The organism is Arthrobacter globiformis NBRC 12137, assembly GCF_000238915.1.
In the GTDB taxonomy this organism is placed as follows: Bacteria; Actinomycetota; Actinomycetes; order Actinomycetales; family Micrococcaceae; genus Arthrobacter; species Arthrobacter globiformis.
The window spans coordinates 41,953-61,037 of the sequence record NZ_BAEG01000054.1 but is presented as its reverse complement, the minus strand read 5'-3'; the positions used below and the strand labels follow the sequence as shown (position 1 = coordinate 61,037).

At 67.1% G+C, this 19,085-nt stretch carries 13 protein-coding genes; 6 read left to right on the top strand and 7 right to left on the bottom strand.

Going from position 1 to position 19,085, the window contains the following annotated elements; all coding sequences use genetic code 11:
* Positions 1-29: 29 nt before the first annotated feature.
* The 6 genes from ARGLB_RS10400 to ARGLB_RS10375 all read right to left on the bottom strand — a co-directional run bounded on the left by ARGLB_RS10400 (position 30) and on the right by ARGLB_RS10375 (position 11,183).
* Positions 30-1,001, bottom strand: coding sequence for an AAA family ATPase (locus ARGLB_RS10400; protein ID WP_003801986.1), 972 nt, complete (start codon positions 999-1,001; stop codon positions 30-32).
* 63 nt (positions 1,002-1,064) lie between these two features.
* Entirely contained in the window at positions 1,065-7,154 is a 6,090-nt protein-coding gene (locus ARGLB_RS10395) for an Ig-like domain-containing protein (protein ID WP_003801984.1), read from the bottom strand.
* A 228-nt stretch (positions 7,155-7,382) separates the two neighbouring features.
* The gene (locus ARGLB_RS10390) at positions 7,383-8,558 is read right to left on the bottom strand and encodes an adenylate/guanylate cyclase domain-containing protein (RefSeq protein WP_003801982.1); all 1,176 of its coding nucleotides are present in this window, start codon (positions 8,556-8,558) and stop codon (positions 7,383-7,385) included.
* Positions 8,548-9,147 carry a PH domain-containing protein gene (locus ARGLB_RS10385; protein WP_003801979.1) on the bottom strand — a complete coding sequence of 200 codons (600 nt, stop codon included), beginning with the start codon at positions 9,145-9,147 and terminating at the stop codon, positions 8,548-8,550. Before ARGLB_RS10385 ends, ARGLB_RS10390 begins: the two co-directional genes overlap by 11 nt.
* Positions 9,140-10,183 (bottom strand): biotin--[acetyl-CoA-carboxylase] ligase, encoded by a 1,044-nt coding sequence (locus tag ARGLB_RS10380; RefSeq protein WP_003801977.1) that lies wholly within the window; start codon positions 10,181-10,183, stop codon positions 9,140-9,142. The genes ARGLB_RS10385 and ARGLB_RS10380 overlap by 8 nt, the downstream gene beginning before the upstream one ends.
* Positions 10,184-10,313: 130 nt before the next feature.
* On the bottom strand, positions 10,314-11,183 hold the full coding sequence (locus tag ARGLB_RS10375; RefSeq protein ID WP_003801975.1) for an SDR family oxidoreductase: 870 nt from the start codon (positions 11,181-11,183) through the stop codon (positions 10,314-10,316).
* Between the two features lie 231 nt (positions 11,184-11,414).
* Between ARGLB_RS10375 and ARGLB_RS10370 the strand changes: the two genes are divergently transcribed.
* The 5 genes from ARGLB_RS10370 (at position 11,415) to ARGLB_RS10350 (ending at position 17,462) form a co-directional block, all read left to right on the top strand.
* Positions 11,415-12,998 carry an acyl-CoA carboxylase subunit beta gene (locus ARGLB_RS10370; protein ID WP_003801972.1) on the top strand — a complete coding sequence of 528 codons (1,584 nt, stop codon included), beginning with the start codon at positions 11,415-11,417 and terminating at the stop codon, positions 12,996-12,998.
* Entirely contained in the window at positions 12,995-13,222 is a 228-nt protein-coding gene (locus ARGLB_RS10365) for an acyl-CoA carboxylase subunit epsilon (protein ID WP_003801970.1), read from the top strand. The genes ARGLB_RS10370 and ARGLB_RS10365 overlap by 4 nt, the downstream gene beginning before the upstream one ends.
* Positions 13,223-13,275: 53 nt before the next feature.
* Positions 13,276-14,976: a DUF885 domain-containing protein gene (locus tag ARGLB_RS10360; RefSeq protein ID WP_003801968.1), complete on the top strand. Its 1,701-nt coding sequence runs from the start codon at positions 13,276-13,278 to the stop codon at positions 14,974-14,976.
* Between the two features lie 235 nt (positions 14,977-15,211).
* Positions 15,212-16,618 carry a dicarboxylate/amino acid:cation symporter gene (locus tag ARGLB_RS10355; protein ID WP_003801967.1) on the top strand — a complete coding sequence of 469 codons (1,407 nt, stop codon included), beginning with the start codon at positions 15,212-15,214 and terminating at the stop codon, positions 16,616-16,618.
* 139 nt (positions 16,619-16,757) lie between these two features.
* Positions 16,758-17,462 (top strand): alpha/beta fold hydrolase, encoded by a 705-nt coding sequence (locus ARGLB_RS10350; protein WP_003801965.1) that lies wholly within the window; start codon positions 16,758-16,760, stop codon positions 17,460-17,462.
* Positions 17,463-17,532: 70 nt separating this feature from the next.
* On the opposite strand, the gene ARGLB_RS10345 is transcribed toward ARGLB_RS10350, so the two are convergent.
* Entirely contained in the window at positions 17,533-18,108 is a 576-nt protein-coding gene (locus ARGLB_RS10345; RefSeq protein ID WP_003801963.1) for a hypothetical protein, read from the bottom strand.
* A 257-nt stretch (positions 18,109-18,365) separates the two neighbouring features.
* On the opposite strand from ARGLB_RS10345, the gene ARGLB_RS10340 reads away from it, so the two are divergent.
* Entirely contained in the window at positions 18,366-19,085 is a 720-nt protein-coding gene (locus tag ARGLB_RS10340) for a TetR/AcrR family transcriptional regulator (protein ID WP_003801961.1), read from the top strand.

Here is a 19,085-nt window from a genome sequence, read left to right as displayed (position 1 = left end):
TGGATGCCTGCACCCTAAAGCGCTGCACTTTAAACGGCGGCGCGCTGCTGCGGCGCTGCGACATCGGCCAGGACGCGTCCCAGAACGGCTTCGGCCGTTGCCCCGGAGAACTCGGCTTCGGGGTCCATCACGAGACGGTGGGTCCAGACGACGCCGGCGAGGTCCTTGATGTCGTCCGGCAGGACGAAGTTGCGTCCCTGGCCCGCGGCCCAGACCTTGGCGGCCCGGACCATGGCGAGGGCGCCGCGCACCGACACGCCCAGGCGGGTCTCCGGAGCGTTGCGGGTCTCCTCGCAGAGCCGGGAGATGTACTCCAGCACGGCGGTGTCGACGTGCGTGGTGGCGGCGAGGTCCGCCATGTCGGCCACTGCCTGTGTGGTGATGACCGGCTGCAGGTCCCGGGACCGGTCCTTTAGGTTGGTTCCGCCCAGGAGCTGGACGGTGGAGGCGTGGTCCGGGTATCCGATGGAGGTCTTGATCAGGAAGCGGTCCAGCTGGGCCTCGGGCAGCCGGTAGGTGCCGGCCTGCTCGATCGGGTTCTGCGTGGCCAGCACCATGAACGGCCGGCCGGCTTCGTAGGTGGTGCCGTCCACGGTGACGCGGGACTCCTCCATGACTTCCAGCAGCGCCGACTGCGTCTTGGGCGAGGCCCGGTTGATTTCGTCGGCAAGCACGATGTTGCTGAAGATCGGCCCCTTGTGGAATTCGAACTTCTGGGTCTTCTGGTCGTAGATGGTCACACCGGTGACGTCAGAGGGCAGCAGGTCCGGCGTGAACTGGATGCGGCTGTTGGACCCCTGGACGGTGGCCGCCAGCGCACGGGCCAACGAGGTCTTTCCAGTGCCAGGGGCATCTTCGAAGAGGACGTGGCCCTCCGCCAGCATCGCGGTGAAGGTCAGACGGATGACGTGCGCCTTGCCCAGGACAGCCTGGCCCACGTTGGCGACGAGCTTCTCGAACGTCCCAGCAAACCAGGCGGCCTGCTCGCTAGTCATTGTCATGGTTGGTCCTTTTCTGTGTCATTCCAGGCGTATTCGTTCTCAGCAGGCGGTGGTCCGGCACGGTCAGCACTGGCCCACGCCGGGGCCACGGAGGTCCACGGTGATGCCCTTGACGTACCAGCCGGAGTGCGGCCCGTCGTTCATCAGGTACCAGCGGCTTCCGTTGTTGTAGATATCGGACCAGCAGGGGGTGGCGATCCAGCCGTCGGAATATGACACCCAGTTGGCGTCGCTGCCGCCGCAGCTGCGGGTGGCGGCGTCGTACCGGTCGGGGACACCGGGCTTGCCGGGGCAGCTGTTGTTGTCCGACCGCTTGACCCTGACCTCGGTGAGCGGGGGCGTCGGATCCGCTCCGCTGGTAGCACTGTCACTGCCGGCCTGTCCGTAGACCACAGTGAACGCCCTGACGCGCAGCGAGTGGGTGCTGTCCCAGCCTCCCGCCGGGCGGTCGTAGCGGTTGCTCAGTCCGACGCTGATCCAGCCGCCGCCGTCGAAGCTCACCTCGAACCGCGTGATGGCGCGCCCGTTGCTCGCCGGGTTGTTCCAGGTCCAGTGCACGTCACCATCGCCCTTGGCGGACCTTTGGCCGGTGACGTTCGGCGCGTTCGGCGGCGCGTACGGGTTGCCTGAGCCTATGGCCTTGCCGTCGCCGGACACGTTGTTCTTAGTGGAGGCGGCGATGATGTTAACCGTCACGTCCCGGCCATTCGGCTGGCCGGTGATAGTCCCCCCGCCAGTGCTGATCGGACCGGATCCGTACGCCGTGGACCAGCGGTAACTGATCTCTGACGCCTGGGAACCGTTCCGCTGCGCCTCCGTGAGCGGCGTGAACGTAACGTCCAGCTGGCCGTCCTTACCGTTCGCCCGCACAGTTCCGCCGTCCACCGTCCCCGGCTTGCCGGCGGCGCGGACCGGTGCCGACTGTGCACTGGTCCCGGACGTACCGGCCTTGTTCGTGGCGGAAACCGTGAATGCGTAGTCAGCTTCGGAGTTGTCCACCGTGACGTTCAGCGACGTTCCGGAAGCCACCTTCTGGCTCTTGACCACGGACCCGCCCCGCAAGGTGGTCAGCGTGTAGGCGGAGACGGCGTCGCCATTGTTGTTTGGGGCCGTCCAGCTGACGTTCAGCTGGGACTGTGGACCCACGGAACCGGCCCCCGCCGCGGTGGGGGCCGCCGGCGTCACAGGCACGCCGGCCGGCACCTCGGCCGCGGAGTAGGTGCTCCATTCCGACGGGTCCTTGGCATCATTCCTGGCGAGGACACGCACCTTGTAGGCCACGCCGTTGGTGAGACCCTTCCAGACGTAACTGGTGGATGTCAGGTTCTGGATCTGCGGATTCTGGCCACTGGGTGCCGGCGAGATTTCAAGGTCGTAGGACTTGACCGGCGACCCCTTGCTGGCCGGCGCCTTCCAGGCGATGGAGAGCTGCTTGTCGCCGAACTTCAGCGACGGAGCCAGCGGCATTTCCGGCTTTACGTCGGGCCGGACCTCAGCCGAAGCCGGTGAACGGTCGGACTCGCCGAATTCGTTCGTCGCGGTCACCTGGAAGTGGTATTTGGTGTTGTTCACGAGGTTGTCCAGGGTGCACGAGTTGGCCGGGCAGTCCTGTTTGTAGCCGCCTTCGCCGTACACCGTGTACTTGGTGATCGGCGATCCCCGGTCGGCCGGCGCCGTCCAGTTCAGCAGCGCAGTCCGGTCACCAACGCTCTGCGCCTGGGGCGTGGTGGGGGCGAGCGGCTTGTCCTTGACCGTGAGCCGGATCCGGGCGGTCGCGTACCGGGACGAGTCCTCGGTCTTGTCCCCCACGGTGTAGGACACAATCAGGGTGCCGGAGAACCCGGCGGACGGCGTGACCGTCACGGAGTCGCCGCTGATGGCGGCCGTGCCCTGGCCCGTTTCGGTGGCGACGCCGATGATTTTCAGCGGGGTATCGGGGAAGGGGTTGGCATCGTTCGCCAGCACCTTGACTGTCACCGGCTTGCCCGCCGCGGCGTTTTCCTCGACGTCGTCGTTGGCGACGGGCTTGGCCCGGTTGGTTGCCGTGACGGCGAGCCGGAACGTGGCGGTGGATTCAAGGCCGCGCGGGTCCTTCGCCGTCACCTGCACGGCACCCCCGTCTCCTGTCCTTGTGCCGTCCTTCGCCGAAACTTTGAGGGACGCGCCCTCAATGGCCACGTTGAAGCCCTGGGAAACCGCGCCGGCGATCTCGTACTTCATGTTCGCGGCGTCGTCGCCATCGGGGTCGGTGGTCAGTTTGGCCAGGTCAGCGGCGGCGGAGTCACCCAGCGGAACATCCACCGAGCCGCCGAGCAGCACCGGCGGGTTGTTGCGGTTGGGGTCCGGCAGCACCTTGGTGCGGATGCTCAGGGTGGACTTGAGTCCGGCGGGGTCGTCCGGGCCGGAGCCGTCCGTCACTTCGAAGGTGATGGACCCCGGGCCCACGTAGTCCCTGTCCGCGGTGTATTTGACGGCGGTGCCGTTGCCGGCCACCGGGTTGCTCCCGTCCGCACCGATGAGCTTGATCCGGTCGGTCTGGGTCAGGCGGGGCGAACGGCCGTCCCGCACCTTGACCCATTCGGCGAGGTCTGCGGTCACGGACTGGCCCGCGACGACTTCGAGGACCTCGTCCTTGGCAAGGGTGGGAACCTGCTGGCCCAGGCCCGGCACCCAGATGATCGCCGTCGACTTCTGGCCGTCGACGTCCTCAACCGTGTAGGGCACCAGTTGTGGCTGCTCGGTCAGGCCGACGATCATGTTGCCGTCCGGCCCCGGGCGCGCCGTCTCGGCCGCGCTGCTGATCTTGAGGTTCTCACCCACGCCGTCAGGGTCCTCGTCGTTCTTGAGGACGGGGACGTCGACGGCGGTCTTACCGAGCGTCTGCGCGGACGTCACCCGGTCATCCCGGGCGATCGGTGCCTGCAGCGGGACGTTGCTGTCCACCACCATCCTGATGGCTGCCTGCGCGGAGGCTCCGCGTTCGTCGGCCACGGTGTAGCGGACGTTGACGGTACCTTCTGCGGCCGGTGCCTGCAGCAGGATACGGCCGCTTTGCTTGCTGACCGTGGCCTTGAGCGCGGCATCGGCTTCGATGCCGTCGGTGAGGATCCGGATCAGGTCCCCGTCCGGATCGGTGTCGTTGCCGGCAGCGTCGACGGCGATCTGCCGCCCGGGCCGGACCTTTACCTGGTCGTCCACCGGTGTGGGCTTCTGGTTGGTGTCGCTGCGGGGCGCGATGCCCACGGTGACGGTGCCGGTGTTCACGGCTCCCTGCCGGTCCACGACCTTGTAGCGGAACGTATCGGTTCCGGCGCCGTTTCCGGCCGCCACGAAGTCGATGAAGTTGCTGCCGGCCGTTGCGGTGCCCATACCGGGCGTGCTGTCGATGCCGGTCAGCTGGACGGAGTCGCCGTCGGGGTCAATGCCGTCCAGCGGCACCGGAATGCGCACCGTGCCCGCGGCCACCACCCGGGCCGTCAGGTTCTTGGGTTGCGGGCGGGAGTTTTCGGCGCCTTCCAGCGGCAGGATGTGGATGGTGACGGCGGCGGCGCTCTTCTGGCCCTGCGGATCCACCGCGTTGTAGATGGCGCGCACGGTCTTGGGCTGGCTCCCGGCGATGAAGCGGAGGGTGTTCTCCGAGACGAAGCCCTTCCCGTCCTCCGCCGGGACGGCCTGCGGCAGGACCGGGTCAACAGTCAGCTTTTCGCCCTGCGGGTGGGTGTCATTGTCCAGGACCGGGATGGTCACGACGTCGTTGACGCGGACGTTGACCTCATCTGGCTTGGGCTGCGGGGCCTCCACCACAGCCGGGGCGGGAACAGGCACCACCGAGACGCTTCCGGTGGCGGAAGACTTGCCGTTGGACATCGTGTAGCGGAACAGGAACGGGTCCTTGGTGCCGGCGATGTCGGTGATCCGCAGGACGCTGTGGTCGATCACGCTCACCGACGCCGTGGCGTTCTCCGGCACCGCGACCGACTGCAGGACCAGGACGCCCCCGGACGGGTCCGAGTCGTTGGCCAGCGGGTCCAGCAGCACGCTGCCGCCCACCGGCAGGAGTGCCACGTCATGGACCGCGACGGGGTTTCCGGAGTCCTTGCCGGATTCCACATCCACCCGGATGAGGCCCTGGCTGCTTTGCGGTCCGTTGCTGGCCAGATACGTCAGGTAGACCGGGCCCGGCGTCCGGCTGCGGAAGGTGAAGGTGCCGCCGTCGGTGACCGGGCCCAGTTCCGCAGCTCCGCTGGCTTCCACCTGGGCGAGGCGCAAGGCGCCGCCGTTGGGATCGACGTCGTTCTTCAACGGCGCGATGACCAGGTCCTGGCCTACCACTGCCGTGACGTGGTCAGCGTTGACCACGGGAGCGAGTGCTCCCGGCGGCTGGACGTTGACCACCACCTTTCCCGTGGTGGTGGCGCGGCCGTCCCAGACGGTTACGGTGACGCTTTTCTTGCCGGCCGAGGCGCCGGAATCCTGGAAGGTGAGCAGACCGTCGCGGCGGACCTTGACCTGGTCCTGTTCGTTGTCGGCGGTGGCTGACATCAGGACGAGGTCGTCGCCGTCGGGATCGGCCCAGTCGGTGAGGATGTTCTGGCTGACGGTCTTGCCCTGCTCCACCAGGAGTGTGGTGGGGTCGCCGCGCTTGAAGGCCGGGGGCCTGTTTTCGTCCGGCCCGACGACGTTCAGGCTTACTTTGCCGCCGGCGGACAGGCCGCGGCCGTCCGCCGCGGTGTAGTCGAAGGTCTCGGTCCCCGGCGTCGCATCGGCCGGCACCGTGATCTGGAAGGCGGACCCGCCGTAGATGCTCTCGATGCTCCCGGCGTGCGGGCCTTCGGCACCGAGTGATGCGGTCAGTACGTCGCCGTCGGGGTCGGAGTCGTTGTCGAGAACGCTCAGGACGGTGGTCCGTCCCGGCCGGACGCCGACGACGTCGGGTTTCGTTTCGGGGGGACGGTTCGGTTTGGTGCGGTCCGGCAGAACGTTGATGGTGTTGTCGTCGGCCGACTCCTCATCCGGGTCGTCAGCCTGGTTCTTGGGCGGGACAACGTCGTCCCAGTTGTTGACCAGCTGCATGTTCTGGTTGACCAGCCACACGTTTCCCGAGTTCACGTCGTTCAAAACCACGACATCCCGGTTAACGCGGAACACGTAGCTGGGCGACGCGCTGGCTTTGGGCACTGCCACGTTCTTGTTGTCGGACGCATTGGCGCAGTCCCGGACATACTTGTTCGCCCCGGACCATGCGGCGTGGACGCAGCCGCCCAGCTGCACCGGCGCTGCCGGCACGCCCTGGCCGCCGAACGTCACGGTCTTCGCGGCGGAGCCGTTCAGCGGCTGTTTGAGGAGCGCCTTGCCGGTGGCCACGGCCACGGAGTCTGACGCCGGCCCTGACTGCTGGAGCTTTGCCTCCCTCGCGTCGGCCAGCGGCACTTCGCGCCCGCCGGGCAGGAACAGTTTTCCTGCGGCTGCGTCCAGGACCACAGGCTGGTCCCCCACGACGGCGAGCTGGAGGTCCCCGGCGCCCTTCAGCCCGTCCCACGTGCTGTGCTCTGTATCGGTGGCTGCCCCCGCGGCGTCCACAGTGGTCACAGTCACCTGCCCCGACTTCGGATCCGCCGAATAGACCCGGTCATCCGGGCCGACGGCGGACACGAGGCCCTGGGAACCGGCCACGGCGGGCTCGCTGGACTCCTCGTCGAAAGCGTTGACGGTTGACGGGGACATGGCCCACATCTTGCCGGAGGAAGGGTCGGTGACCGAGATGACGTCGGCGCCGACGCTCACCTGTGCCGAGCCGGGAAGCTTCTTGTCGCCGCCCAGCCTCATGTTGGCGGCGGACACCTGGTTCAGGGTGGAACCCGATTCGTCGTCGACGAACACCTTGCCCGCATTCTGCAGGACATCGAACGTGGTGCTGGCCGGGGTCACGGCACCGTCAAGGACCCGCGAGGGGTAGTTGAGCCGGCCGACGGCGTTGCGGGCCTTGCTGACCACCCAGACGCCGCCGTCGTTAAGGTCAACCTCGGTTGTCTTGAACCCCGGGTGGATCACGGCACCGGCCACCAGCGCTGCGGCGGCAGCGGAAGAGACGGTTCCGGTGACGATCCTGTTGCGGCGTTTCCTCAGCCCCAGCTTGCCGAACAAAGTTGACACAGCGTTATTATTCCCCTGAAATCACGGCCGCCTGAGCGCGGCTTACTGGCCCCTGATGTTCATCACGGGCCGGTGACATTCCGCCACTCCCCCATAGAGACGCCGGAACAATTTTGAGTCTCGACTATTACATGGGCGCCGGCGGCTTGTCCAAGAACAGCCCTGTGGCCGTCCGTTACCCGGCCAGCCTACCTGCGCAGCCCGGCCCGGGCGATGGGGAGGACTACCCTAGTCCAGGACCAGGCCCTTGCCGCGTCCCCGGGCCAGGGTGACCGGCTGGATCTCCCCGAATCCCCGGACGTTTTCCACGTCCTGGGGAATGAGCACGAACCGCTCGTCCTGGTCCAGCGCGGCAGCCGTCATCGAGTCGACCAGCACGGTGCCCGGATCGGCGAGCGTGGTGAGGCGGGCGGCAAGGTTGACGGTGGGCCCGTAAATGTCGCCCAGACGGGAGAGGATGCGGCCCCAGACCATGGCAACCCGTGCCTCGGGCAGGATCTCGTCCCGGGTGAACGCTTCGGCCAGGGCAAGGGAGATCTCGGCGCCCGCTGCCGGCGTCTCGGCGATGTAGAGGACTTCGTCGCCCACGGTTTTCACCAGCCGGCCGCCGCCCACGGAAATGATTTCCGCGCACTTGTTCTCGAACCGCTGCACCAGTTTGGCGAGGGTCTTTTCGTTCATCCGGCGGGACAGGCTCGTGTAGGACACCAGGTCGGCGAAGCCCACGGCACGCGCCAGCGGAAGCGGCGCGTCGTCCTCGTCACCCTCGCGGCCTTCCTCGCTGGCCTGCAGGCCGGCTTCCGCCCGGACGGCCAGCCGCTGCACGCCGGCATTGAGCTGGCGCCGCCAGGAGTAGACAAGCATCTCCTCGAGGGGATCCACCAGGGCCGGCAGTTCATGGACCAGCCGCTTGCGGGCCTGGGCGTCCGTGAGCCCCTGCTCGTGGACCATGTCCTCAACCAGCGCCTCGATCTGCCACACCACCATGCGGTCCGTCATCTGCCCGATGGCACGGGTCACCGAGATGGCGGCCTCCTCGGTGAGCATTCCGGCCCTGACCATGCCCACGGCCGTGGACAGGGCGGCCTGGTCGCGTTCGGTGAAGGCGACGTCGTCGTCACCGAAGTTGGGGAAACCCAGTGCACGCCACAGCTTGCGAGCCGAGAGCAGCGACAGGCCAACGCCGCCCGCCACCTCGCGCCGGCGCAGCTTGCGTTCCCCGCCCAGAAGCCTTGCTTCGAGGGCTTTTGCCGCTATTCGCTCCGCGGACAGGGTACCGGTGGGCGGATTTTCGACGACGGCGTCAGCCACCTCCCGGTGACCGGTGCCGAGCGCGCCGGCCCCGTCGGTGCCGGCCTCATGCGTGCCTGCCTCCAGGCCGCCGCGCTGATCCTCATCGTTCATCTCTTCCACCTTCTCTCACATCACGCGGAAACCGGGCACCGGGCTCATCCGGCGCCTGACCCAATCCAAATGGTTCGTCGTCCGGAAGCTCATCAAGGGCATCCAGCAAGAACCTGTGGAAGGTGGCAACCTCCGGCACGTCCTTCAGCACTGCGCCGAAATGGTGCCCGGCATCCAAGGATATATTCCCCGAACGCAACATCCGCTGGAGCATCGACTGGCTGATTGTGACATTACGCACTGAGGCCAGGAAAACCTGCCGGTCCCGGCGGCGGAGCATGCCGTGGCGTGCCAGGACCCGCTGGCTGGTCAGGTAATACCGTGTGGCCTGCCACCGCAGCAGCCGGGGCAGGCAGTATCCCAGGAGGATCCACAGGCCAATAAGCACGCAGCCGGCCACCGCCCAAAACGTCCATTCCGCGGTTACGGCCGGGGCCAGCGCGGACAGGCCGCCGCGGATAATCCACGCGCTCGCAAATGCCGCAAGGGCGGGCACCACAATGAATACCGCCGCCGGGAGGAACAGCACCCTGGGCTGCGGGCGGGTCACCACGATGACCTGCTCGCCCGGAAGAAGTTCCTTACGCATAACCGCTTTCGCCGGACCCCTGCTTGTCAGAGCCATGCTTGGAGGTGCGCCCATCGGCGCTGTCCTTGTCGGCGCCGTGCTTGTCGGCGCCGTGCTTGGCAGACCTCTCCGGTGACCACGGCCGCAGGTGGACCACGTCTCCCGCAGTCACCACGTGCTCATGGGCTGAGGCGTCCACCACCAGCAAGGAGCCCGAGTCATCAAGCCGGGAAGCGTGGCCGATGATTTCGTGGTCGCCCGGCAGCTGGGCGCGGACCTGCTGGCCCAGGGTGACCATGGCCGTTTCGACGCGCTTGTGCAGCGACGGGCCGCCGGCCAGGCCGGCCGTGGCGTCGCCGTCGGCATTGCAGAAGCTGCGGTACAGCGTGCAAAAACGGGACAGGTAGCTCTTCAGCAGCGCGGTGCGGTCCACAGTTCCGGCACCTTGAAGCTGGACGGAGGTGGCGGTGGGCACCGGCAACTCGTCCTGGGTGAGGGTGACGTTCAGGCCCGTGCCAAGGATGACGGGCGGCACCGAGCCGTCGCCCAGGGGACCGAGCTGGGCGAGGATGCCGGCAATTTTCCCGCCGCGAACCAGGACATCGTTCGGCCACTTCAGGTCAGCGGGAATTCCCGCTGTCTCATTCAGGGCGTCGCGCAGCGCGACGGCGGCCAGAAGGGACAGCCATGAGTAGGTCTGGGTGGGCAGGGGGCGGCCGTCAGCATTAACGGGCCGCAGCACCAGCGAGACCAGCACGGAGCTGCGGGCGGGCGCTTCCCAGGCGCGGTCCAGGCGGCCGCGGGCGGCAGTCTGATGCTCCGCCGTCAGGACTGCCAGGTCGGGCCAGGCCCTGGGATCCACGGTTACGGCCCGCAGCAGGTCGGCATTGGTGGACCCGGTTGTCTCCACGACCGTCAGCTGGGCGATGCCGGTGGCGGCGAGGAAGTTGGCATCAGACAGGGTTTCCCGGTCCAGGGCCGGCCGCTCGGGCAGGCCCTTCGCACCGGTGAGGTTCTCCTGCGGTCCACGGCTATCGTCAGGGCGTGCGGCATCCATAGTTGAATCCTAGCGACTCGCAGGGCCGCGCGGCCGGGAAAGCCCCCGGCAGAGGCCGGCTCACAGGAACGTGCCAGCTAACCGGAAGAAACCGGCCCGCCGAAACATGCCGGCCCACAGACGGTGCCGCTCACAGGAAGATGTCCTGGACGAGGTCTTCCTCGGCAGCTCCCAGGCTGTAGGGCCGGAAATCCGTCACGCCGGCGGCAGCCAGGACCTGCTCGTCCGTGTAGAAGTGGCCCGTGCTGAAGGGCCCCGTGAGCACCGCATGGGCCGCGTCGGCCATGATCTCGGGACTGCGGGCAGCCCGGACCATGGACTCGCCGCCGGCCATGCTCCGGATGGCGGCCGTGTCGATGAGCGTCCTCGGCCACAGCGAATTGACGCAGATGCCGTCGCTCCTGAGCTCCTCCGCCAGGCCCAGCGTGGTCAGGCTCATGCCGTACTTGGCCATGGTGTACGCCAGGTGCCGGCCCGCCCACTTCGGGTCGAGGTTCAGGGGCGGCGAGAGCGTGAGGATGTGGCCGCCGGATGATTTGCGCAGTGCGGGCAGCGCCAGCTTGGAGAGCAGGAAGGTGCCGCGGACGTTGATGTCCTGCATGAGGTCGTAGCGCTTCATGTCCACCGCGTCCGTCGGCGAGAGGTCGATCGCGGAGGCGTTGTTGATGACGACGTCGATTCCCCCAAAGCGGCCGACGGCGGCGTCCACGGCGCGCGCCACGTCGTCGTCGTTCCTGACATCCCCCACCAGAGGCAGGGCACTGCCGCCGGCGGCGTCCAGCTCCCCGGCGGCGCTGTAGACGGTACCCTCGAGCTTTGCGTGCTGCTCGCCGGTTTTGGCGAGCAGCACCACATTGGCGCCGTCGCGCGCTGCCCGCCGGGCGATCGCCAGGCCGATGCCGCGGCTGCCCCCGGACATCAGGATGGTCCGGCCACGAAGGCTGCCGGTGGTCTGGTAAGGCGTAGCCGGAACAGGGTAAGCGTCGCTGCTCGAAGTCATAGGGACACCCTATCCGCAATTTGTTACCGGCGAGTAACATCGGCGGTTCCGTCGGCGCCACGAACGAAAATTGTAGGAACCCTACAGCGGTCCCGGGAATTAGCGTCACTAGACTAGCCATCAGGGCTTTGGATTTGTACGGATGCTACTTAAACCGACAACCAGGGCCCCGCGCCACGCTGCCGCAGCAGAACAGCCACAGCACAACAGCTACAGAGCCGGAGACACTTCATGAGCCACGATCTGACCACGACGGCGGGAAAGATTGCCGATTTCCGCGACCGCCAGGCCCGTGCTGAGCAGCCGTCCGGCCCTGAAGCCGTCGAGAAGCAGCATGCCCGCGGCAAGAACACCGCCCGCGAGCGCATCGACCTGCTCGTGGACGAAGGATCCTTCGTGGAGTTCGACGCCCTGGCGGTCCACCGCTCCACCGCCTTCGGCATGGAGAAGAAGAAGCCGCTCGGTGACGGCGTCGTGTCGGGTTACGGAACCGTGGACGGCCGGCTCGTGGCCCTCTACAGCCAGGACTTCAGCGTCTATGGCGGCTCGCTGAGCCAGGTCAACGGCGAAAAGATCGTCAAGGTCCAGGAATTCGCGCTGCGCAACGGCTGCCCGGTGGTGGGCATCAACGACGGCGGTGGGGCCCGGATCCAGGAGGGTGTTGCCTCGCTGGCGATGTTCGCGGATATCTTCCGCAACAACGTGCACGCGTCCGGCGTCGTCCCGCAGATCTCCCTCATCATGGGCCCGTGCGCCGGCGGCGCAGCCTACTCCCCCGCGCTGACCGACTATGTGGTCATGGTGGACAAGACGTCGCACATGTTCATCACCGGCCCCGACGTCATCAAGACGGTCACCGGCGAGGACGTGGACATGGAGACCCTCGGCGGCGCCCGGCAGCACAACGCGACCACCGGCACGTCCACCTACCTGGCCTCCGACGAAGCCGATGCGATTGAGTTCGTCCGGGAACTGCTGGACTTCCTGCCCTCCAACAACCTCTCCGAGGCGCCGGTGCTGGAGCACCAGCAGGAGCCGGAGCTCGACGACGACGACCTCGCCCTCGACACGCTGGTCCCGGACTCAGCGAACCAGCCCTACGACATGCGCAAGGTCATCGAGCAGATCGTCGATGACGCCCATTTCCTGGAGATGCAGTCGCTGTACGCACCGAACGTGATCATCGGTTATGGCCGCGTCGAAGGCCACACGGTGGGGATCGTGGCCAACCAGCCGCTGCAGTTCGCCGGCACCCTGGACATCTCGGCCTCCGAAAAGGCGGCCCGCTTCGTCCGCCACTGCGACGCCTTCAACATTCCGATCATCACGCTCGTCGACGTTCCCGGCTTCCTGCCGGGCAAGGACCAGGAGTTCCAGGGCATCATCCGCCGCGGAGCCAAGCTCCTCTACGCCTATGCCGAAGCCACCGTGCCCAAGCTGACCGTGATCACCCGGAAGGCCTACGGCGGAGCCTACATCGTGATGGGCTCCAAGAAGCTCGGGGCTGACCTGAACCTCGCGTGGCCCACCGCCCAGATCGGCGTGATGGGCGCACAGGGCGCCGTCAACATCCTGTACCGGCGCGACCTCGCCGCCGTCGCCGAGGCCGGGGGCGACGTGGAGGCCAAGCGCGCCGACGTGATCCGGCAGTACGAGGAAGAGCTGCTCAACCCGTACCAGGCCGCGGAGCTGGGCTACGTTGACGCCGTCATCGCGCCCTCGGACACCCGGCTGCAGATCATCAAGGGGCTGCGGGCGCTGCGCGACAAGCGCGCGAGCCTGCCCACGAAGAAGCACGGGAACATCCCGCTGTGAGCGCGACAGATCCGCTGGTTGAGCCAGTCGAAACCCTGTTCTCCGTTACCAAGGGCGAACCGACGCCCGAGGAGCTGGCGGCGCTTACCGCCGTCGTGCTTTCCCTGGGTCCCGCCGCCGCGGCCGGCCCGGAGAAGCCGAGCACACGGCACTGGGTGCGGCGCCAGCAGCTGCGGCTGGCGCCGACGCCGGGTCCGGGGGCCTGGAAGCGCAGCCGGGGCTGAGGAAAAGTTCAGTAAGTCTTTCATAACCGGAACCCCGCAGTTAGTCTCGTGGGGTGACTACTGAATCTGCCGCCCCAGCGCGCCCCCGGACCGCCATCGACGCCGTCGCCGACGCCCACACCGACACACTCGTTGCCCTGGACCCGAGCCTGGCCACCACGCTCGGCATCCCGGGGCATGACACCGAGTTCCAGGACTTTTCCCCTGCCGGACTCGGCAGGTTCGCCGCCGCAGAACGAAAGACCCTGCAGGCCCTCGAGGGGCTGGAACCCGTTGACGACGTCGACGCCGTCACCCTCGATGCCCTGCGCGAACGCCTCGGCCTCCAGCTGGAGATCCACGACTCGGGCTGGAATCTCGCCGAACTGAACAACATCGACTCCCCGGCGCAGAACATCCGGTCGATCTTCGACCTCATGCCCACGGACACCGAGGAGCACTGGGTGAACATCGCGGGCCGCACGCACAGCGTCCCGGCGGCCATCAGCGGCTACATCGAGTCCCTGCGCACGGCCAAGGACAACGGCAAAGTCTCGGCCCGGCGCCAGGTGTCGATCGTGATCGAACAGACCACCAAATACGCGGCGGAGGACGGCTTCTTCGCCAAGCTCGCGGCCGACGCCAAAACAGCTGACGGCCCGCTGCCGGCGGAACTGCAGGAAAAGCTCGACGCCGGTGCAGCCTCCGCCCGGGCGGCGTATGCCGGGCTGGCCGCCTTCCTGCAGGAGGAGCTGCTGCCGGTCGCGCCGGAGAAGGACGCCGTGGGCCGGGAGCGCTACGCCCTCGCGTCGCGGGTGTTCCTTGGCGCCGCCGTCGACCTCGAAGAAACCTACGCGTGGGGCGTCGAGGAACTCGAACGCATCATTGCTGCCCAGGAACAGGTAGCCGGGCAAATCAAGCCGGGCGCCTCCATCGCGGAGGCCAAGGAGATCCTCAACAGCGATCCCGCCCGCCGGATCAAGGGAACGGATGCCCTGACGGCGTGGATGCAGGAGCTCTCCGACCGCGCCATATCCGACCTCGCCGGCGTCCACTTCGAGATACCCGACGTCATGAAGACGCTTGAATGCCGGATCGCGCCCACCGACGAGGGCGGCATCTATTACACCGGGCCGACGGACGACTTCAGCCGGCCCGGCCGGATGTGGTGGTCCGTGCCGCCAGGTGAAGACACGTTCACCACCTGGGCCGAAACCACCACCGTGTTCCATGAGGGCGTGCCCGGCCACCACCTGCAGGTGGCCACGGCCGTGTACCGGCGCGAGCTGCTCAACAGCTGGCGTCGGAACGTCTGCTGGACGTCGGGACACGGCGAGGGCTGGGCCCTGTACGCCGAGAAGCTCATGGAGGAACTCGGCTACCTCAAGGATCCGGGCGACCACATGGGCATGCTGGACATGCAGCGGATGCGGGCTGCCCGGGTGGTGTTCGACATCGGCGTGCACCTGGAACTTGACGTGCCCGCGCGCTGGGGAACAGGCACCTGGACACCGGAGAAGGGCTTCGATTTCCTCAAGGCCAACCTGGACATCAGCGAGGGCAACCTCCAGTTCGAGTTCGCACGCTATCTTGGCTGGCCCGGCCAGGCACCGTCCTACAAGGTGGGGCAGCGGCTGTGGGAACAGATCCGCGCGGCACTCGAAGCCCGGCCGGATTTCGACCTCAAGGCCTTCCACACCAAGGCACTCAACATCGGCTCCGTGGGCCTCGACACCCTGAAGCGCGCCATGATCGACCAGCCCGCCCGCCGCTGATTGATGCGAGTTTTTGTACAGATACCGCGGCTTAGGGGGCGGCCTCCCGACCCGCGATATCTGTACAAACTCCGGGCCCGGGGCGAGATGTTTGCCACACGCGCCGCGGGAATAACTTCATATAACACCGGCCTGGCGCCGATTTTCCGGGCATAGGGGCCATGTGAGGCCCATCCATCCGCGTAATATTTCTCAATGGTGGCTGGAAGCTGTATTTTGTGCAGCCTAGCTTGTTGTGGTGAGCAATCAATCCACTTCATCCACGGCCGGGCGACCCGGCCTCCAGCTGCCCCGGTGGGCAGGTTCCTTCGGCTTCCAGATCATTGCGGCTTTGATCGTCGGGCTGGGGCTTGGCCTGCTGGCTAAGTACACCGGCAGCACCAAGGCGAACCCCAACGGGCTGGGCGCCACGCTGCAGACCATCGGCTCCAGCTACGTGTCGCTGCTGCAGACCGCCGTCGTGCCGCTCATCTTCACCGCCGTGGTCAGCTCCATCTCCAACCTGCGTGAGGTCTCCAACGCGGCGCGGCTGGCCTGGAACACGCTGTTGTGGTTTGCCATCACGTCGCTGGTCGCCGTGCTGATCGGAATCGGCCTGGGCGTGCTCCTGCAGCCGGGCGCAAACACCGGCATCTCGGGCGACGCTGAGTACGACGGCAAGCAGGGCGACTGGTGGGCGTTCCTCATCGGCCTGTTCCCCAAGAACTTCCTGGGCCTTGGCGCCAGCTCCACCGTCACCGACTCCGGCGCCGTAACCACCTCCGTCAGCTTCAACGTCCTGCAGATCCTGGTGATTGCCATCGCCGTCGGCGTTGCCGCCCTCAAGGTGGGCAAGCAGGCTGAGCCGTTCCTGGCCCTCAACGCCTCTGCGCTGGCTGTTATCCAGAAGGTGCTGTGGTGGATCATCCGCATCGCTCCCCTGGGCACCGTGGGCCTGATCGGCAACGCAGTTGCCGTTTACGGCTGGGACACCATCGGCTCGCTGGGCAAGTTCACGGTTGCCATCTACATCGGACTCGCCCTGGTGCTGTTCGGCGTCTACCCGGCCCTGGTCCGCTCGCACGGCCTGTCGGTCAAGCAGTACTTCTCCGGCGCGTGGCCAGCCATCCAGCTGGCCTTCGTTTCCCGCTCCTCCATCGGCACGCTGCCGCTGACCCAGCGCGTGACCGAGCGCAACCTCGGCGTTCCCCGGGGCTATGCCTCCTTCGCCGTTCCGCTGGGCGCCACCACCAAGATGGACGGCTGCGCGGCAATCTACCCTGCAGTGGCGGCAATCTTCGTAGCCCAGTTCTTCGGGATCCAGCTCGACTTCAGCCAGTACCTGCTCATCGCCCTGGTCTCCGTCCTCGGGTCCGCTGCGACGGCGGGAACCACCGGCGCCGTCGTCATGCTGACGCTGACCCTCTCCACGCTGGGACTGCCGCTGGCCGGCGTCGGACTCCTGCTGGCCATCGACCCCATCCTGGACATGGGCCGCACGGCGGTCAACGTCGCCGGCCAGGCGCTCGTACCCACGATTGTGGCCAAGCGCCAGGGCATCCTCGACGAAACCCTCTACAACGCGCCCCGCACCGGAGAGGCCTTCCGCGAGGAAGAGGCACCCGCCGCCGTCGACCGTGAGCTGGCTGATTCGAAGGCCTGACCACCGATGAATGTCTGATCACCGTTGTATGGGTGTGCCCTGGGGACTTCCCCGGGGCACACCCATTTAAGTCCGCCCGCGTTAAGTCCGGACGGCCGAACAGGTCCCGGACGGGAGGCAGCAAGGGTAGGGTACCGGCATGGACATCATTCTGGTTCCCGGCTTCTGGCTCGATGGCTCATCCTGGTCCGGCGTCACTCCCCCGCTTGTGGAGGCCGGTCACCAGATCCACGCGCTGACCCTCCCGGGGCTCGAGGCGAGGGACGCGAAGCGGACGGGCATTGGGCTCCGCGACCACATCAACGCGGTGGTGGAAGCCATTGACGGCATTGAGGGCCCGTTGGTCCTCGTCGGCCATTCCGGCGGCGGAGCGATCATCCACGGCGCTGTGGACGAGCGCCCGGACCGGGTAGTCCGGGCGGTCTACGTGGACAGCGGACCGCTTGGAGAAGGCGGGGTCATCAATGATGAACTGCCGGCTGACGGTGACGAGATCCCCCTGCCCTCCTGGGACGTGTTCGACGACGCCGACCTCACCGATCTCGACGACGGGCTGCGGGAAGCATTCCGGGCACGGGCCATTCCGCAGCCAAAGGCGGTGGCCTGCGACAAGCAGCACCTTCACGATGTGCGCCGCTACGACGTCCCTGCCACGGTGATCGCCTGCGAGTTCCCGTCCTCACTGCTGACAGAGTGGATGGACGCCGGGCACCCCTACGTCGAAGAACTCGCCCGCATCCGCGACGTGGAACTCGTGGATCTTCCCACCGGTCACTGGCCCCAGTTCACCAAGCCCGCGGAACTCGGAGCGGCAATCCTCGCCGCCGTCGACCGGACCGGCTGACAGCGCAGCCCCACGGGCGTCCCCGGGCCACACTAGCCCCCGGGCCCCGCCACCAAGCCCCAGTGCAGGCCTAGTGGCCGCCGATCACGCCCTTTTCCACGGCTTTCGTCACGGCGTCGGCTTCGGCCTGGGTGAGAGTGCCGTCCTTCACAGCCTGATCGAGCCTGCCCTTCAGGGCAGCCGCCCGGCCCGCCTGCGCCTGGGTGCGGAGTTCCTCGAGCGCGGCTTTGACTTTGGCTTCATCGATGCCCAGGGATTTGGCCAGCGATGCTGCCAGCGCAGCTTCCTTGGCTGCCCTGTCCGGTTTGGTGCCGTCGGTGCGGGGACCGGCTTGATGGTTGGCCTGGCGGAATGCCCGCAGGGCGTCCTCCACCTTGGCCTGGTCCACACCCAACTTGGCCGCGAGCGCCGCGGCGTCCGCTTTGCCGACCCCGTGGCCGCGCCCATGTCCGTGTCCGTGTCCATGTCCGTGCCGGCCGCCGTCGAAGCGCAGCCCGTCAGCGGGACCGCTGGATGGACTGCTTGAGGTGGGGGTAGGCGTTGGAGTGGCGGTTGTTGCGGCCGCCATTCCGGTGACAGTGAATCCGGTGCCAAGTGCCAGGGCGGTCGCGCCCAGTCCCAGAGCCACTTTCTTTGATCGCTCCATGGTCCGCTCCTCGATCCGCCGGCCTTGAGGCATCATTGCCGCCGTGCCGGCTATGACTCAGGATGCACCCTCCTCCTCAAGAACGGCTTTAGTCCGGCTGTGAAGAGGCTGTGAATCCTGCCGCGAAAGCTGTGAGGCATTCGCGGCATAGTTTGCGCAGAGTGCAAACTTGCACGTAGTGTAACTGCGTGTCCACTTCCACTTCCTCGTCTTCGTCGTCGTCGTCGGATTCGGTCCCGGCCGACGCCGGTGAACCGATGTCCCGGCGTGAGCTGAACAAGGCTGCCACCCGGCAGTCGATTACCGACTCCACGCTGGCTCTTCTCCGGCAGCACGGCCCCGGCAACTTCACGGTCGAGGACATTGCCGAAGCGGCGGGCATCTCACGCCGGACCTTCTTCAATTACTTCAGCAGCACCGAGGCCGCCATCGCGTCGGTGACCAATGGTTTCCTGGACAGCGCCCTCGAACTGTTCCGCCAGCGTCCCGCGGACGAACCCATCCTCGAGTCTGCCCGCGCCGCCCTCGTTGGCCTGGCCGATCCCATGACCGTGGCTCCGCTGGCTGAGCTGTTCGGCCTGACCCAAGGCAATCCGCTCATGGCGCGCTCCGAACTTGAGGCATGGGACCACTGCACCGAGCAGATCGTTGCCGCGGCCCGCGAGCGTTCTCCGCGGACCAAACAGGGTCCCGGCACTGAGCAGGACAGCGGCACTGAACAGAACTCCGGTGCTGAGCAGGAAGAGCTCTACGTCCGGGCCCTCGCAGGTTCGGTCGTCTCCTGCGGCAAGGCTGCCATGGACGTGTGGTTCCGCCGCTGCGGCCCCGACCTCTCCCCCGGTTCTCTGGCGATCCTCCGCCAGCTGCTCATCGATTCGATGGGGCTCCTCGGATCCGGTTTCGCCGGGCCGGCACCGGGTCCGCCGTCGAATGAGTCGTCCGCCAAACCCTCCACCCGCAACGCAGAACGGTCCTGA

Excerpts from the sequence above, each read along its gene's own strand:
- ARGLB_RS10400 (WP_003801986.1), bottom strand. The coding sequence starts at position 1,001 with ATGACAATGACTAGCGAGCAGGCCGCCTGGTTTGCTGGGACGTTCGAG.
- ARGLB_RS10390 (WP_003801982.1), bottom strand. The coding sequence starts at position 8,558 with ATGAACGATGAGGATCAGCGCGGCGGCCTGGAGGCAGGCACGCATGAG.
- ARGLB_RS10385 (WP_003801979.1), bottom strand. The coding sequence starts at position 9,147 with ATGCGTAAGGAACTTCTTCCGGGCGAGCAGGTCATCGTGGTGACCCGC.
- ARGLB_RS10380 (WP_003801977.1), bottom strand. The coding sequence starts at position 10,183 with ATGGATGCCGCACGCCCTGACGATAGCCGTGGACCGCAGGAGAACCTC.
- ARGLB_RS10375 (WP_003801975.1), bottom strand. The coding sequence starts at position 11,183 with ATGACTTCGAGCAGCGACGCTTACCCTGTTCCGGCTACGCCTTACCAG.
- ARGLB_RS10370 (WP_003801972.1), top strand. The coding sequence starts at position 11,415 with ATGAGCCACGATCTGACCACGACGGCGGGAAAGATTGCCGATTTCCGC.
- ARGLB_RS10350 (WP_003801965.1), top strand. The coding sequence starts at position 16,758 with ATGGACATCATTCTGGTTCCCGGCTTCTGGCTCGATGGCTCATCCTGG.
- ARGLB_RS10345 (WP_003801963.1), bottom strand. The coding sequence starts at position 18,108 with ATGGAGCGATCAAAGAAAGTGGCTCTGGGACTGGGCGCGACCGCCCTG.
- ARGLB_RS10340 (WP_003801961.1), top strand. The coding sequence starts at position 18,366 with ATGTCCCGGCGTGAGCTGAACAAGGCTGCCACCCGGCAGTCGATTACC.